General features: G+C 35.2%; 15 protein-coding genes. 8 read left to right on the top strand and 7 right to left on the bottom strand.

Features of this window, described 5'->3' with window-relative positions:
• The first annotated feature begins 126 nt into the window (after positions 1-126).
• From ABD940_RS05675 to leuB, 4 genes are read left to right on the top strand one after another with little or no spacing between them, the layout of a single operon-like run.
• Complete coding sequence (locus tag ABD940_RS05675) at positions 127-1,290, top strand: 2-isopropylmalate synthase (protein WP_345200890.1); 1,164 nt, start codon at positions 127-129, stop codon at positions 1,288-1,290.
• 30 nt (positions 1,291-1,320) lie between these two features.
• Complete coding sequence (leuC, locus tag ABD940_RS05670) at positions 1,321-2,709, top strand: 3-isopropylmalate dehydratase large subunit (RefSeq protein WP_345200889.1); 1,389 nt, start codon at positions 1,321-1,323, stop codon at positions 2,707-2,709.
• Between the two features lie 30 nt (positions 2,710-2,739).
• Positions 2,740-3,339: a 3-isopropylmalate dehydratase small subunit gene (gene leuD, locus ABD940_RS05665; protein WP_345200887.1), complete on the top strand. Its 600-nt coding sequence runs from the start codon at positions 2,740-2,742 to the stop codon at positions 3,337-3,339.
• On the top strand, positions 3,329-4,450 hold the full coding sequence (gene leuB / locus ABD940_RS05660; protein WP_345200886.1) for a 3-isopropylmalate dehydrogenase: 1,122 nt from the start codon (positions 3,329-3,331) through the stop codon (positions 4,448-4,450). Before leuD ends, leuB begins: the two co-directional genes overlap by 11 nt.
• 165 nt (positions 4,451-4,615) lie before the next feature.
• Here the strand turns inward: leuB and ABD940_RS05655 are convergent, their stop codons facing one another.
• The 7 genes from ABD940_RS05655 to ABD940_RS05625 form a co-directional block, all read right to left on the bottom strand.
• On the bottom strand, positions 4,616-4,801 hold the full coding sequence (locus tag ABD940_RS05655) for a hypothetical protein (protein WP_345200885.1): 186 nt from the start codon (positions 4,799-4,801) through the stop codon (positions 4,616-4,618).
• A gap of 12 nt (positions 4,802-4,813) precedes the next feature.
• On the bottom strand, positions 4,814-5,419 hold the full coding sequence (locus tag ABD940_RS05650) for a DUF4230 domain-containing protein (RefSeq protein WP_345200883.1): 606 nt from the start codon (positions 5,417-5,419) through the stop codon (positions 4,814-4,816).
• A gap of 3 nt (positions 5,420-5,422) precedes the next feature.
• Positions 5,423-5,989, bottom strand: a complete 567-nt coding sequence (locus tag ABD940_RS05645) for a TlpA family protein disulfide reductase (RefSeq protein WP_345200882.1) — start codon at positions 5,987-5,989, stop codon at positions 5,423-5,425.
• Position 5,990: 1 nt separating this feature from the next.
• On the bottom strand, positions 5,991-6,458 hold the full coding sequence (locus ABD940_RS05640) for a pyrophosphohydrolase domain-containing protein (RefSeq protein WP_345200880.1): 468 nt from the start codon (positions 6,456-6,458) through the stop codon (positions 5,991-5,993).
• Between the two features lie 238 nt (positions 6,459-6,696).
• The gene (locus ABD940_RS05635; RefSeq protein ID WP_345200879.1) at positions 6,697-9,627 is read right to left on the bottom strand and encodes a reprolysin-like metallopeptidase; all 2,931 of its coding nucleotides are present in this window, start codon (positions 9,625-9,627) and stop codon (positions 6,697-6,699) included.
• A gap of 206 nt (positions 9,628-9,833) precedes the next feature.
• A complete protein-coding gene (locus ABD940_RS05630; protein ID WP_345200877.1) occupies positions 9,834-10,331 on the bottom strand; it encodes a DinB family protein in 498 nt (165 codons plus the stop codon).
• A gap of 26 nt (positions 10,332-10,357) precedes the next feature.
• Entirely contained in the window at positions 10,358-11,497 is a 1,140-nt protein-coding gene (locus tag ABD940_RS05625) for an acyl-CoA dehydrogenase family protein (RefSeq protein ID WP_345200876.1), read from the bottom strand.
• Positions 11,498-11,690: 193 nt separating this feature from the next.
• On the opposite strand from ABD940_RS05625, the gene ABD940_RS05620 reads away from it, so the two are divergent.
• The 4 genes from ABD940_RS05620 (at position 11,691) to purC (ending at position 15,798) form a co-directional block, all read left to right on the top strand.
• Complete coding sequence (locus ABD940_RS05620) at positions 11,691-13,553, top strand: endonuclease (protein WP_345200874.1); 1,863 nt, start codon at positions 11,691-11,693, stop codon at positions 13,551-13,553.
• A 199-nt stretch (positions 13,554-13,752) separates the two neighbouring features.
• Positions 13,753-14,358: a SatD family protein gene (locus ABD940_RS05615; protein WP_345200873.1), complete on the top strand. Its 606-nt coding sequence runs from the start codon at positions 13,753-13,755 to the stop codon at positions 14,356-14,358.
• Positions 14,359-14,361: 3 nt separating this feature from the next.
• Complete coding sequence (locus tag ABD940_RS05610) at positions 14,362-15,057, top strand: DUF3307 domain-containing protein (protein WP_345200872.1); 696 nt, start codon at positions 14,362-14,364, stop codon at positions 15,055-15,057.
• Between the two features lie 21 nt (positions 15,058-15,078).
• Complete coding sequence (gene purC, locus ABD940_RS05605) at positions 15,079-15,798, top strand: phosphoribosylaminoimidazolesuccinocarboxamide synthase (RefSeq protein WP_259106868.1); 720 nt, start codon at positions 15,079-15,081, stop codon at positions 15,796-15,798.

Here is a 15,798-nt window from a genome sequence, read left to right as displayed (position 1 = left end):
ATAATGATAATCAATTAATTGAAATTAAAAAACAATATTTCGAGTATTGTAATTTTTATAAAAACTAAAAATGAATAAACGTTTCATCTTTCTAGATTTGAATCAAAATTAAGTAAAAACTTCATTATGAATTCCGAAAAAGTCGAAATTTTTGATACCACGCTGCGTGATGGAGAGCAGGTTCCGGGTTGTAAATTAAATACAGAGCAAAAATTAATTATAGCCGAAAAACTCGACGAACTTGGTGTAGATGTGATCGAAGCTGGTTTTCCAATTTCAAGTCCCGGAGATTTTCATTCGGTTTCGGAGATTTCAAAACTGGTAAAAAATGCAAAGGTTTGTGGCTTAACGAGAGCCAATCAAAAAGATATTGACACAGCTGCAGAAGCATTAAAATTCGCAAAAAGACCAAGAATTCATACAGGAATCGGAACTTCTGATTCTCATATTAAATTTAAATTCAATTCAAACAGAGAAGATATTATTGAAAGAGCTGTTCAGGCTGTAAAATATGCCAAATCTTATGTCGAAGACGTAGAATTCTATGCTGAAGATGCCGGAAGAACAGATAACGATTATTTAGCAAAAGTTTGTGAAGAAGTTATTAAAGCTGGTGCAACAGTTCTCAATATTCCCGATACGACAGGATATTGTCTTCCTGAAGAATACGGTGAAAAAATCAAATATCTGAAAGAAAATGTAAAAGGCATCGAAAATGTAATTTTGTCTTGTCACTGTCACAATGATTTGGGAATGGCAACTGCCAATTCTATTGCAGGAGTTATTAATGGAGCCAGACAAATCGAATGTACCATCAACGGATTGGGAGAAAGAGCAGGAAATACAGCGTTGGAAGAAGTTGTGATGGTTTTAAAACAGCATCCATATTTAAAATTATATACTGACGTTCAGTCCAAAATGCTCAATCCGATGAGTGTTTTGGTTTCTGAACTCATGGGAATGCCTGTTCAGCCAAATAAAGCGATTGTGGGAGCGAATGCTTTTGCACACAGTTCAGGAATTCATCAGGATGGTGTGATTAAAAATAGAGAAACTTACGAGATTATCGATCCTTCAGAAGTGGGTGTGAATGCTTCAACTATTGTGTTGACGGCTAGAAGTGGACGTTCTGCTTTAGCGTACAGATTCAAACATATTGGTTTTGATGTAACTAAAAATGAACTTGATTTTCTGTATCAGGAGTTTTTAAAAATTGCAGATAATAAAAAAGAAGTTAATAATGACGATTTAAGTTCTATCATCGAAAGAGTTACAAGAAAAATAGGGTAGTAGTACTTATTTTCAATTAGATAAATTAAAATGAACAGCGATAAAAAAACACTTTTTGATAAAGTTTGGGATGCTCATGTTGTAGAAACGATTCCAGATGGACCTCAAATTATATACATTGACAAACATCTGATTCATGAAGTAACAAGTCCACAAGCTTTTGCTGAATTAGAAACTAGAAATCTTGAAGTTTTCAGACCAAAACAAATTGTAGCGACTGCGGATCATAACGTTCCGACCCTAGACCAGGATAAACCGATTCGAGATGATTCTTCGAGAAATCAAGTTGAACAACTAACAGAAAATTGTAAAAAAAACAATATTGAACTATACGGTTTAGGTCATCAATATCAAGGAATTGTACACATTATTGCTCCGGAATTGGGAGTTACACAACCCGGAATGAGCATTGTTTGCGGCGACAGTCACACTTCAACGCATGGTGCTTTCGGTTCGATTGCTTTTGGAATCGGGACGAGTCAGGTTGCGCAGGTTTTTGCAAGCCAATGCTTGTTGTTGAACAAACCAAAATCGATGAGAATTACCGTTAATGGTAAATTAAACAAAAATGTTCAGCCGAAAGATGTGATTTTATACATTATTTCAAAAGTCGGAACCGACAGCGGAACAGGTTATTTCTGTGAGTACGCCGGAAATGTTTTCGAAGAAATGTCGATGGAAGGCAGAATGACGGTTTGCAATATGAGCATCGAAATGGGTGCTCGTGGAGGAATGATTGCTCCTGATGAAAAGACTTTCAACTATGTAAAAGGAAGAACTTTCGCGCCAAAAGGCGAAGAATGGGAAGAAAAATTAGAATATTGGAAAACATTAAAGACCGATGATGGAGCTGTTTTCGACACAGAATTTTCTTTCGATGCTTCGGAAATCTACCCAATGATCACGTACGGAACAAATCCGGGAATGGGAATTTCTATTAATCAAAATATTCCGATTCCGCAAAATGAATCTGAGGAAAAAGCGTTGAAATACATGGGTTTAAAAGCCGGACAAGCTCTTTCGGATATCAAAGTAAATTATGTTTTCATCGGAAGCTGTACCAATGCAAGAATTGAAGATTTCCGTTCTGCAGCAAATTATATTAAAGGAAAAAACAAGTCGGAGCACGTTCAGGCTTTGATTGTTCCGGGTTCGCAACAGGTTGTAAAACAAATCTTTGAAGAAGGTTTAGATAAAGTTTTTAATGAAGCAGGTTTTCAGATCAGGCAGCCGGGATGTTCGGCTTGTTTAGCGATGAATGACGACAAAATTCCCGAAGGTGAATATTGCGTTTCAACTTCCAACAGAAATTTTGAGGGAAGACAGGGACAAGGTGCAAGAACGATTCTGGCAAGTCCTTTAACTGCCGCAAAAGTTGCAATCGAGGGTCGAATTTCCGTTTTTGAAAATTTAAACTAAACGAATTAAAATTATTTTGATTTAAACAAAATGCAAAAATTAACCATTATAAAATCCAGGGCAATTCCCTTGCCGGTTGAAAATATAGATACAGACCAGATTATCCCTGCAAGATTTTTAAAAAGTATAGATAAAAACGGCTTTGGTGACAATCTTTTCAGGGATTGGAGGTACAACGTTCATACGAATGAACCGAATTCTGATTTTGTTTTAAATAATTCAAAATACAGCGGTGAAATTCTTGTCGCAGGAAATAATTTCGGTTGCGGAAGCAGTCGGGAACATGCAGCCTGGTCTTTGACGGATTATGGTTTTAAAGTAGTTATTTCAAGTTTTTTTGCAGATATTTTTAAAGGTAATGCGTTAAATAACGGCTTGTTGCCCGTAAAAGTTTCAGAAGATTTTTTAAAACAGATTTTAAACGATATTGCAGAAAATCCTGAAAAAGAAATTTTAGTAGATGTTGAAAAACAAACGATCACATTCAACAATAAAACAGAGAATTTTGAAATTGATTCTTATAAAAAAATATGTCTGATAAACGGTTATGATGATATTGACTTTTTAATCAGCAGAAAACAGGCGATTAAAGAATTTGAACTAAAAACACAAAAAGTATATGAAAACTAATTTTAAAATTGCGGTTCTTTCCGGAGATGGAATCGGACCGGAAGTTGTTGCTGAAAGCATTAAAATTTTAGATGCAATTGCCGAAGCTTTTCATTATCAATTCGAATTTAAATACGGATTAGTAGGAGCTGAAGCCATTTTTAAAACAGGAAATCCTTTGCCCGACGAAACACTGGAAATCTGCAAAGAATCTGATGCGTTGCTTTTCGGAGCGATCGGCGATCCTTCTTTTGATAATAATCCCGATGCGAAAGTTCGTCCGGAACAGGGATTATTGAAACTTCGTAAAGAGCTAGGGCTTTTTGCCAACATCCGACCTTTAAAAACATACAATTCTTTAATTGAAAAAAGTCCTTTGAAAAAAGAAATCATCGAAGGAACTGATATTCAGATTTTCAGAGAATTGGTGAGCGGAATTTATTTTGGCGAAAAATTTACGGATGAAGAAGCGGGTTATGCTTATGATATTTGTAAATATAATCGTGAAGAAATCGCGCCAATCGTTCATATGGCTTTTCAGGAAGCACAAAAACGCAGAAAAAAATTAACCTTAATTGATAAAGCCAACGTTTTGGATACTTCGAGATTATGGAGAAAAGTCTGTAAAGAAATTGCAGCAGAATATCCAGATGTAGAGCTTGATTTTATGTTTGTGGACAATGCAGCCATGCAATTAATCTTAAATCCAAAACAGTTTGATGTGATCGTTACGGAAAATATGTTTGGAGATATTATTTCTGACGAAGCAAGTGTAATCGGCGGTTCTATCGGACTGCTTCCATCGGCTTCAATTGGTCATGAAAATGCTATGTTTGAGCCTATCCATGGTTCTTATCCACAAGCGAAAGGAAAAGGAATTGCCAATCCTATTGCTTCAATTTTGAGTACGGCGATGATGCTCGATTATTTAAAACTGGATCATGCTGCAGAAAAATTGAGAGCATCTGTGGAATATGCGATTGAAAATAAATATGTTACAGTTGATCTGAATTCAGAACAGCCTTATTCGACAAGTGAAGTGGGAAGTTTTATTGCAGATTATATTAAATATTCCGAGAAATCATATTATAATTTTGAAAATGTGAAAATCGGGAAATCAACGATTGTATAAAGAAAGTGAATTGTCGATTTTGCTTCGTAAGTCAATAGTCAAATAGTTAGGGTAGTTTACGAGCGGAGCGAATTGACCACTGTCGGTTTATTAGGATATTTGACTTTTATTTGTATATTTTTTTCTAAAAAAGGTTCCACTTCAATCGAAGCGGAACCTTTTTATTTATTCATCCGTATTATCTGTTTTTCCTGATTTACCTTTTGACGATTTTTGAACGTCTTCTTTATCAATATCAGGCGGATTTGTTTTCTTTGATGAGGCAGGAATATTTGGGAAATCCTGATTTTGTCTTTTAGTTTCCGCAGAATTTGCAGATTCTTCTTTTTTGTCTTTTCCTTTTGAGTCCATAGCTTTTGAATTTTATAGTCCTAAAACACCCAGCTTACCGGTCTGGTCTTCTATTGTATAATTCAAAGCCTTTGCCAAAACGAAAATATTATTAAGATTTTCCATCAATTGTTTTCTCCCTTCCGTTCTCAGTTGATTTTCATTGATGGATTTTACGGCTGTATCTTTAGCTTTCTGCGTTACATTTTTAATATCTTTCTCAGAAATCCTGTTGAAAAAAGAATCATCCATCGACTGAATTTCAACACTTGGAGTAATTCTGATGTCTGCATCCGGTAATTCTGTAATAATTAATTTTTTATTGATAGAATCTACCTTCATTTTCATTTTATTAAGGTCGTAAGAAACCTGAGCATTTGTTTTTGTGTAAGTAATGATGCTGTTGCTTGTCATTTCTTTACCTAAAAATTCATAACCCATTTTGGTTTTCTGCATGGAAGAAGTATTTTGCTCAATCACAACCATTTTATTCATCTTGGAAATCTGGTTGGTCAGAATATAATAGTCTGAACTTTCTGTTTTTTTGCTAAGACTAAAACAAGACTTAAAGCTGAAAAACAGAATTGTCATCAATACAACTCCCGCTAAAAACGGAACTAAAATCTTTATATTTCTCAAATCTTATTTACCAAAAATTTCTTTAATTACTGAAGCATCATCTTTTTTCAGGATTTCAACCAAATCTCTTTCAATATATCCGGTTGTAGGCATTTCTACGATTCTTCCGATTTCTTTACCATATTTTTCAACGATAATTGTCGGAACTTTCTGGATATTATAACGTGCTTCATCACCTGTCGGAGATTCTTTTTTGCGGTTTACAGCAATGATTGTCAATTTACCTTCAGGATATTTTACTTCTTCTAAAATCTTCATTAATCTTGGAAAATCTCTGTGGCTGTCTTCACACCAAGTTCCCATGAAAACGATGAGATTATAAGAATTAATTTTATCTTTTTTAAGTTCGCTGACCGCTTTTTGATCCATTGCATATTCGTCATGTTCTTTTACATACCAATCTGCATACGGAGCTTCAAGAAATTTGCTTTTCAACTGATTTCCCAAAAGCATTTTGCCATCATTTGTTGTTTCAACCTCGCGTCCGATCACAACCTTTTGTGCGCTAAGTTGTTGACAAGCCAAAAATAAAGTTGAAACAGCAACAATATTTGTAATAAATTTTTTCATATTAATCTTCGATAATTGTCTTTAAATCGGCAGGAGAGTAGTATTTATTTTTCAATACTTTATGATCCGCCTTTCTGTAAACATTAAATTTTTCTCCGGACTTTTCATAAAATGACTCTACATCTTTTGCCTTGTAAAATTCAACGGTTTCCTGTGCCTGTTCTTCATTATCGCAAGCTTTAGACATATTCGAGCGCTGAACTTCGTTGAATAGCTCTACAAATTTGTTGCCAAGTCCGAATTCTAAGACTGCACCACTCAAAACATATTGTAAATCGCACAATGCATCTGCAATTTCTACGATATTATTGTCTGCAATGGCTTGTTTTAATTCGTTTAATTCTTCCTGTAAAAGTTCAACTCTAAGGTTGCATCTTTCAGGTGAAGGAATTTGTGGAGTATCTAAAATAGGGGCTTTGAAAGTTGTGTGGAATTCTGCTACTTGGTTCAGACTGTCAATTTTATCCATGAATATTTTTTATTTAGGCAAATATAAAAATTAGGAATTAGATAATAGGAATTAGGGATTAGGTTTTTTGTTGAATTATTTAATAAGTGGTATTAAAATTAAGACGTTTTACTGCTTCGTATATAATATAACTAAAATTTAATTTTAAAATTACTCATTACCAATTAATTATTACTCATAAAAAAAGACTGCCCATTTCCAGGCAGCCTTTTGTCTCAAAGTTTAATTGAGTAAGGTATTAGTTTTTGATAAATCTCTTAGAGATTTCTCCGATTTGTATCATATAAGCTCCTTTGATAAGGTTACTTACATTTACAGATCCTCTTTCAAGTTTTCCTGAGTTGATTAGTTTTCCACCCATATCGAAGATTTTATAATCTTCTGTCGTCGTGTTTGATACGTTTAAAATATCTCTTGCCGGATTTGGATATAATTTAATATCAGTTAATAGATCTTTTGTATTTACTGTTTCAGCTCTTCCTGATGAAACGATATTCAATGTATAATCTTCAACCTGTCCGTAAGTATAAGTTCCACAAGAAGATGTAGGTACAGAACTGTACTGCATCATTACCCTCATTCTTGTTGTTCCAAGCGTTGCAGTTGACGGAATAGTAATTGATCCTGTCGCCGGAGTCGTGGTAGAACCTGCTTTATACCAAGCTAATTCTCCGCTGTCTGTAAAATCTCCGTCTCCGTTATAATCGATATAAACAGCATACGCTTCGCTGTAAACCGTTGAAGTCCAAACCGGAGTTACAGAAATTGCATAAGCCGTTCCTCTTGTAACGTTTGTAGAAATAGCCGTGAAGTTTTCATAACCTACAGTTCCTGTTGATGTATTATTGATAGTTCCGAATTTCACATTTCCGATTCTTTCGTCTCCTGTATTATTGGCAGAAGCTGAACAGTAAGAAACTGTAGTTCCTGCAAGAGTTGTAACACTTACTGTATTGCTTGAAGGCGAAACATTTCCTGCAGCATCTTTAGCTTTAACAGAGAAACTATACGTTGTTGATGGAGTTAAACTGGTTACTGCATAAGTTGTTGAAGCTGTAGAACCGATCAATGAAGCTCCTTGATAAACATCGTAACTTGTAACTGCCACGTTGTCTGTAGCTCCTGACCAAGAAAGATTTGTGCTTGTAGAAGTTGTGCCTGAAGCTGCTAATGTAGGCGCTGTCGGAGCAGTCGTATCCGAAGTTCCTGAACCTGCATTTACAGTAATATTTGCATTATTTACATCAAAGAAAATATGGTTTGAACCTTTTACCATAATTCTTCCCGTTGTGGTAGAAGCGTTTGGAATTACCACAGCCTGAGTTCCGTCATTTGGAGTTCCAGCCAATAGAGTAGTCCATGTTGTTCCTGAATTTGTAGACCAAAGAATATCTACATTCGCAGCATTTACTCCATTTGCTGTAGTTCCTGCAACGTTCCATGTTATGGTTTGAGTACTTCCACCTGCATAAGTTGTTGCTGAATTTTGAGAACTTACACTGAAAGGTCCTGCCGTTCCATTTACAGTGATCACCGTATCATCAGAATTGTTTCCTGAACCTCCGGCTCTGTTATCACGAACAGTAAATCTGAAATTGTAAGTTCTTGCAACATTTGATAGAGCTTCAACGGTAATTTCTGAACCTGCCGTTGTTGTTGCTCCTGTTAATACAGAAGCCATTCTTGGGAAATATCTTACCGGAGTTGTTTGTGGTGTCCAAGATCTGAAAGTAGGTCCCGTTGCCTTTGTAGCACTTGCTGCCGAACTTGCTCCTGTCTGTGAAGAAGAAGCGCTGTCCATTTGTTCCCAAACGTATGTCAAAGAATCTCCATTGGCGTCTGTTCCGGTTCCTGTTAAAACAAATGGTGTTCCTTTCGGAATTGTATAATCTAGACCTGCACCAGCTGTTGGAATTGAATTTCCTGTGTTTGTACTAACCGGGCAAGTTTTAGCTTTAATATTATTAGTAATCTGCTGAATGCTCACTGCATGGAAAAATGCATCTGAATGCGGTTGAATATCCTGAGAAGTGATTCCTGCATAACCCATGATTGTCGATCCGGAACCAGGTTCTACATTTACGCCTGTTCCTTCGTTGGTATGAGAGAAAGTATGGTTTCCTCCGAATTGATGTCCCATTTCGTGAGCAACATAATCGATATCGAAATTATCACCTGATGGAATTGCATCTGCCGGAGAAGTATAGCCGCTTCCTTTTGATCCGTTTGTACAGACGCAGCCAATACAGCCTGCGTTTCCGCCACCTCCGGAAGCTCCGAATAAGTGACCGATGTCGTAGTTTGCTTCACCGATCACAGATGTTAAAGTTGACTGCAACTGAGAATTCCAACTGCTCATTCCTGAAGCTGCAGAATATGGATCTGTTGAAGCGTTGGTGTAAATTACCGCATCATTATTAGCAATTAAAACCATTCTTGCCGAAAAATCTTTTTCAAAAACTCCGTTTACACGAGTCATGGTATTGTTCATTGCGGCTAAAGCGTTGGCTTTTGTTCCTCCAAAATACGTTGTATATTCTCCCGTACAAGACAATGCCAATCTGAAAGTTCTTAATTTTGCATCATCTGCGTTTGGTCTTGCTGCAAGATCCGTAATACCGGAAACTCCTTTTTTAGCAACATCAATTACAGTACATTCAAATTTGTTGAGATCATCTTTTTTGTCTGATTTTTTGTAAACGACATACGTTGAAAGATCTTTGGAATAAGGCTCAATGAAAACCGCAGATTTGTCGCCATAAATTTCCATTGATGAAAGACCAAGTGGCGAAACACTGAAATAAACGGTAGAATTTGAATCTCCAAAACCTTCACCTACATACGATTTGATGTCCGGGAATTTTGCTGCTAACTGAGGATCAAAGTTGGAATTCTCTCTTACTTTAAAGTTTTCCATTTTTCCTTCAGAATTCGGAAAAGAAATAATGATCTCTGATTTTTCTCCTGCTACCAATCTCTTTGGAGCTTTGGCAAGAGCATTTTTCAAACCATTAATATCCAGAGTGTAGATTTTAGGATTGTTAATTGTTAGTTTGTTTTCAAAGATTTCTGTGATTTTTTTTGTTGAATTTTCAGACCAAAGACGATCAGTCTGTGCGAATGAAATACCTGATGCAAGCATTCCAATCACCAATAGCTGTTTTTTCATATAAGTTTTTCTATTTGATTGTGGAATATCAAAGCTAATAAAAATTTAATTATGAAAAAGAAAATTTTTTAAGAAAATTTTAGACAATGCATCTAAATAATTATGCAATACATTAGTTATAGCTTAAAATTTATAATCTCAAAAAAAGAAAATAGCACCCGCAAAACACGAGTGCTATTCACTTATTGATGATATAATTCTAATTTTTAAAACTTATCGTCGGCAGTTGGTCCGTACATTCCCGGAACTTTATTTCCTGTAGATCTAAGATAAACTACCAACTCACCTCTGTGATGATACAAATGATTAAATAAAAAAGCACGAACCACCTGAATTTTCGGCATAGGAGGGAAGAGTGAATTTCCGTCCATTTCCATTTTCCATTCGTTCATTGCGGTACTTTCGTCCCAATTTTCTAAAACTTTCTGAGCTTTTGCAACATTTTCTTCAAACTTGGCAACAATATTTTCTGCTTTAGAAATATCGCCTTTATCATATTTGTATGTTCCCATATCAAATACATCCAGATTGAAAGTTCCTTCGTACCAATTATAAACTTCTGAAATATGAGAAGCTAATTGAGCCGTTGTCCAGTTGATATCGGATGGCTTAAAATCCAAAGCGCTGTCCGGAATCGCTTTTAAAAGTTTTCTGGTGCTTTCTGCTTCATGCAAAAATTCACCTAATAATGCTTGTTTAATCATTTGTTTATGTCTTTTTTGAAATAATTTTATTTTGTGATATCTCTACCGATTACCAACCTTTGGATTTCAGAAGTACCTTCTCCGATCGTGCAAAGCTTAGAATCTCTGTAGAATTTCTCTGCAGGGAAGTCTTTTGTATAACCGTATCCTCCGAAAATCTGAACTGCATTGTTTGAAATTCTTACACAAGCTTCAGAAGCATATAATTTTGCCATAGCGCCTTCTTTTGTCATTTTCTGCTTAGCATTTTTCAATGTTGCAGCTCTTTGGATCAATAATTCAGAAGCGTCTATTTCAGTTGCCATATCTGCCAGCATAAAATTGATTGCCTGAAATTCTGAAATAGATTTTCCGAATTGCTGTCTTTCTTTAGCATATTTTAAAGCAGCTTTGTAGGCGCCTCTTGCAGTTCCTAAACTTAATGCAGCGATAGAAATTCTACCTCCGTCAAGAATTTTCATAGCCTGTTTGAAACCTTCTCCAACTTCTCCTAATCTGTGAGAATCCGGAACACGAACGTTGTCGAAAATCAATTCTGCCGTTTCAGAAGCTCTCATTCCTAATTTATTTTCCTTTTTACCGGAAGAAAAACCAGGCATTCCTTTTTCCAATACGAAAGCTGTTGAATTATTTTTAGCTCCAATTTCCCCAGTTCTTGTCATTACAACAGCGATATCTCCGGAAATTGCGTGTGTGATAAAGTTTTTAGCACCGTTGATGATCCAGTCGTCACCATCTCTTACAGCTGTAGTAGACATTCCTCCTGAATCTGAACCTGTATTGTGTTCTGTTAATCCCCAAGCTCCGATTACTTTTCCAGAAGCCAATTGAGGAAGCCATCTGTGTCTTTGCTCTTCATTTGAAAATTCATAAATATGATTTGTGCAAAGTGAATTGTGTGCCGCTACAGAAAGTCCAATTGAAGGATCTACCTGAGAAATTTCGTCCAGAATTGTAACATATTCATGATATCCAAGTCCTGAACCACCGTATTCTTCAGGAATAACGATTCCCATGAACCCCATTTCTCCTAACTCATGAAACAGATCTTTAGGGAAAGTCTGGCTTTCGTCCCACTCCATAATATTAGGTCTAATATTCTTTTCAGCAAATTCTCTTGCCGTTTCCGCTATCATTTTGATATTGTCAATAGTCTCTGTATTCATATAGATAAAAATAGTTAGTTCCCAAAGATAACCAAATTGACGGAACGCCCAAAAAAATTATTTAAGCCATAAGGTTTCATTTGCAAAACTTTAATTCTCAATTTTTTATATTTTGAAAATTAATGATTTTTTAATAAAATTTTCCGAACTTTAAGCATATTAATTTACTATTTTAGCCTCCCAATTTTAAAACATGAAAAAACTTCTACTTCCTATTATTATGATTTCATCGTATTTTGCGGCTCAAGCTCCTGCAGGATATTACGATGGAACTACAGGTTTGACGGGTTACGCCTTGAAATCAAAGCTTCATGACATTATTTCGGCGAAAAATATAAACTGGCATTACGGCGATCTTACGAATTATTACAATCAGACAGATTTGGATAAATATTATGATCATGATGCTTCAAATACAACTATATTATTAGATATGTATTCTGAAATTCCAACAGGACCGGATGCTTACGAATATACAACTGCAAATATAATCGGAAGTGCGTCCGCAGAAGGCTTAGGTTGGAATCGGGAACACATGATGCCTCAAAGTACATTCTACAGCAATTATCCTATGTATTCTGACTTATTTTATGTGGTTCCGACCGATGCAAGAATCAATCAGTTAAGAAGTAATTATCCTTACGGAATTGTAGGTTCTACTATATATTACACATTTACCAATACTTCAAGAATCGGAAATTGTGCAATTCCCGGAATGACTTATACAGGACGTGTTTACGAACCAATCAATGAATTTAAAGGTGATGTAGCGAGAAGTTTACTTTATTTTGCAGTAAGGTATGAAGGGAAATTAGGTACTTTCAATTTTAATAATAATGCTAATCCTGTTTCAGATACCAATCCTTTGGATGGAACTGAAGAAAGAGCTTTTGATCCGGCTTATGTAGCAATGCTTCTTCAGTGGAATCAGCAAGATCCTGTCTCTCAAAAAGAAATTGACAGAAATAATGCGGTTTATAATTTGCAGAAAAACAGAAATCCTTTTATTGATAATCCGGCTTGGATTAATGCAATCTGGGGACAAACTCCGGATGCGGTTGTGCCACAAACACCTACAAATTTAACGGTTACTCAAAACAGTGCCTATTTTACAACATTGAGCTGGACGCCAAGTTCAAGTACAGATGTTATCGGTTATAAAATTTACCAGAATGGAACTTTGGTCGGAGCAACAAAAAATACAACATTCAGTGTGGACCATTTGACACCTTCAACAGCTTATACTTTTACAGTTAAAGCTTATGATAACGGATATTTATTGTCATCCGACAGCAATATAGCTTCCGCGACAACTTTAGCTTCTGATGTTTATGCTAAAGATTTAATGGTAACAAAATATCTGGAAGGAACTTCAAACAACAAAGGATTAGAAATTACAAATAAAACAGGACATCCTGTGAACTTGAGCGATTACAGGTTATCGATTCAGTTTTACAGTGGCACAAGCTATTATTTTGTAGATCCTTATGAATTGGAAGGAACTGTACAAAACAATGAAGCTTTTGTAGTGTTAAATCCCGCAGCTAACTTCTCGTGTTACAATATTAATCAGGCGAAATTCGTAACAGCAGCTCCTCAAATGACATTTTCAGGAAGCAATTATTTAGAGTTAAGATACAAGTCTTCAACGGTTGATGCGATTGGAGTAAGCGGGCAGTCAAATACTTCCACATTGGCAAACGTTTCTTTGTACAGACAGCCAAGTGTAACTCAGCCTACAACATCTTTTAATATTTCTGAATGGAATTCCTATGCAAGTGATTATTGTCAGAGTTTAGGAACGCTTTCCGCTTCTGATGTAGTTTTAGCTGGAAATGATGTTAAAATTTATCCAAATCCTGTTCATGATAATATTTTCGTAAATGGAAAGGTTGAGAATGTGAAATCGGCTCAGATTTTAGATTTCTCAGGAAAATTGATCTATTCTGAAAATTTACCTTTTAAAAATAAAAAGAATATTTCTGTTCAAAACCTAGAAACCGGTTCTTATCTGTTAAAATTGGATGAGAAAGTTTATCAGTTTATTAAGAAGTAATTTTTAAGTTAAAACTAAGATTTATATAAATTAAAAATTGGCATTCTTATCAAAACCTTTGAAAATTAATTAATTGTAAATATTACAATCGTTTACAATTAATATATAATTGATATAAGCAGATTCACTAATAATTAATATCTATAAGTGTTTCTGCTTATATTTTTTATTTATAAGTAATTATGCTTATATTTGCAAAATGATAGCGGTACTTACCGGAGATATTATAAATTCACAACACGCGGAAACAGAAGTTTGGATCACCAAGCTTAAAAATCTTCTCGACAATTGGGGAAGCGCTCCTCAAACATGGGAAATCTACAGAGGAGATGAGTTTCAATTCAAATGTAATATAGACGATGTTTTTTGGCGTTTTTTGGCGATAAAATCACTTATAAAAAGTCAGGAAAATTTAGATGTAAGAATTGCCATAGGTATTGGCGAAGAAAATTTTTCATCTAATAAAATCACAGAATCCAATGGAACTGCATATGTACATTCCGGAAGATTACTGAATGACTTAAAGAACGACGGGCATACCGTTTCTATCAAAACTTCCAACGATTCTGTAGACAGAGACCTAAATATTCTACTGAAATGGTCATCCAAAGATTTTGATAACTGGACGATGGCGACTTCCGAAATTATTCACGAAATGATTATGAATAAGGATATTACACAAGAAGATCTGGCAAAAAGATTCACAATTTCACAATCGTCTGTAAGTCAGAGATTGAAGCGTGCAAACTACGAGCTTATCGTGGAGACCAATCAATATTTTAGAAAGAAAATTTCAGAATTATAGAGTATGCTTTTCATTAAACTCATATTGGCACATTTATTTGGAGACTTTATTCTCCAGCCAAATTCTTGGGTTGCAGAGAAAGAAAGCAAAAAACTGAAGAGCAAATATTTGTATCTTCATGTTCTGATCCACACAGTTTTAAGTTTTATTTTCCTTTGGGATATTCAACTTGGGTGGGTCGCTGTTTTAGTGGGAATTACACACTTTATTATTGATGCGGCAAAACTCAGTTTTCAGACTGTTAAAAATAAAAAAGGCTGGTTCTTTATTGATCAGGCTCTTCATATTTTAGTGATTGTCGGAATTTCTTTTTATTTTAATGAATTCAATTTTGAATTTTTAAAAGATCAGGAAATTTTAAAAATATTGATGGCAGGTTTATTTTTAACAACCCCCGCTTCAATTTTTATCAAAATATTATTGTCTTCATGGACGCCCGTTCCGGAGACTACAGGTAACATACAAACCGAATCTTTATCAAGTGCCGGAAAATATATTGGAATTTTAGAACGTTTACTGGTATTCACTTTTATTTTGGTGAATCATTGGGAAGGCGTTGGTTTTATGGTTGCTGCAAAATCTGTTTTCAGATTCAGCGACTTAGCACAGGCCAAACAAAGAAAATTAACAGAATATGTATTAATAGGTACACTTCTGAGCTTTGGATTGGCAGTTTTAACAGGAATTTTAATTAAATAATAAAAATAAATCTAGTAAGAAATGGAAAAGAAAGAAATGTTGTACGAAGGTAAAGCGAAACAAGTATTTGCTACCGATAATCCTGACCAAGTTGTAGTTCGTTTCAAGGACGATGCTACTGCATTTAATGCTCAAAAAAGAGGTTCTGTAGATTTGAAAGGGGAGATGAACAACGCGATCACTACTTTAATCTTCGAATATTTAAATGAAAAAGGGATTAAAACTCATTTCATCAAACAATTGGACGAAAGAGAGCAATTGGTAAAGAAAGTATCAATTATTCCTTTGGAAATGGTGGTAAGAAACTATTCTGCGGGAAGTATGGCTCAAAGATTAGGAGTTGAAGAAGGAATTAAATCTCCGGTTACGATCTTCGATATCTGCTACAAAAAAGACGAATTGGGAGATCCGCTTATCAATGATCATCACGCTGTTTTCTTAGGCGCTGCAACGTATGAAGAGCTTGACGAAATGTATGAATTAACTTCAGACATTAACGAAATCTTGATCGATCTTTTCGACAAAATGAATATCATCTTAGTTGATTTCAAAATCGAATTAGGAAAAACTTCTGACGGTGAAATCATCCTTGCAGACGAAATTTCTCCTGATACATGCAGACTTTGGGATAAGGATACAATGAAGAAGCTGGATAAAGACAGATTCAGAAGAGATTTAGGAGAAGTTACTGAGGCTTACGTTGAGATCTACAATAGATTGAAAAATTTACTTGGTAAGTAA

Origin of the sequence: Chryseobacterium ginsengisoli (genome assembly GCF_039542325.1) — a bacterium.
Taxonomy (GTDB): Bacteria; Bacteroidota; Bacteroidia; order Flavobacteriales; family Weeksellaceae; genus Chryseobacterium; species Chryseobacterium ginsengisoli.
The sequence above is the reverse complement of the archived record's forward strand: the minus strand, read 5'-3'. Positions and strand labels throughout refer to the sequence as shown.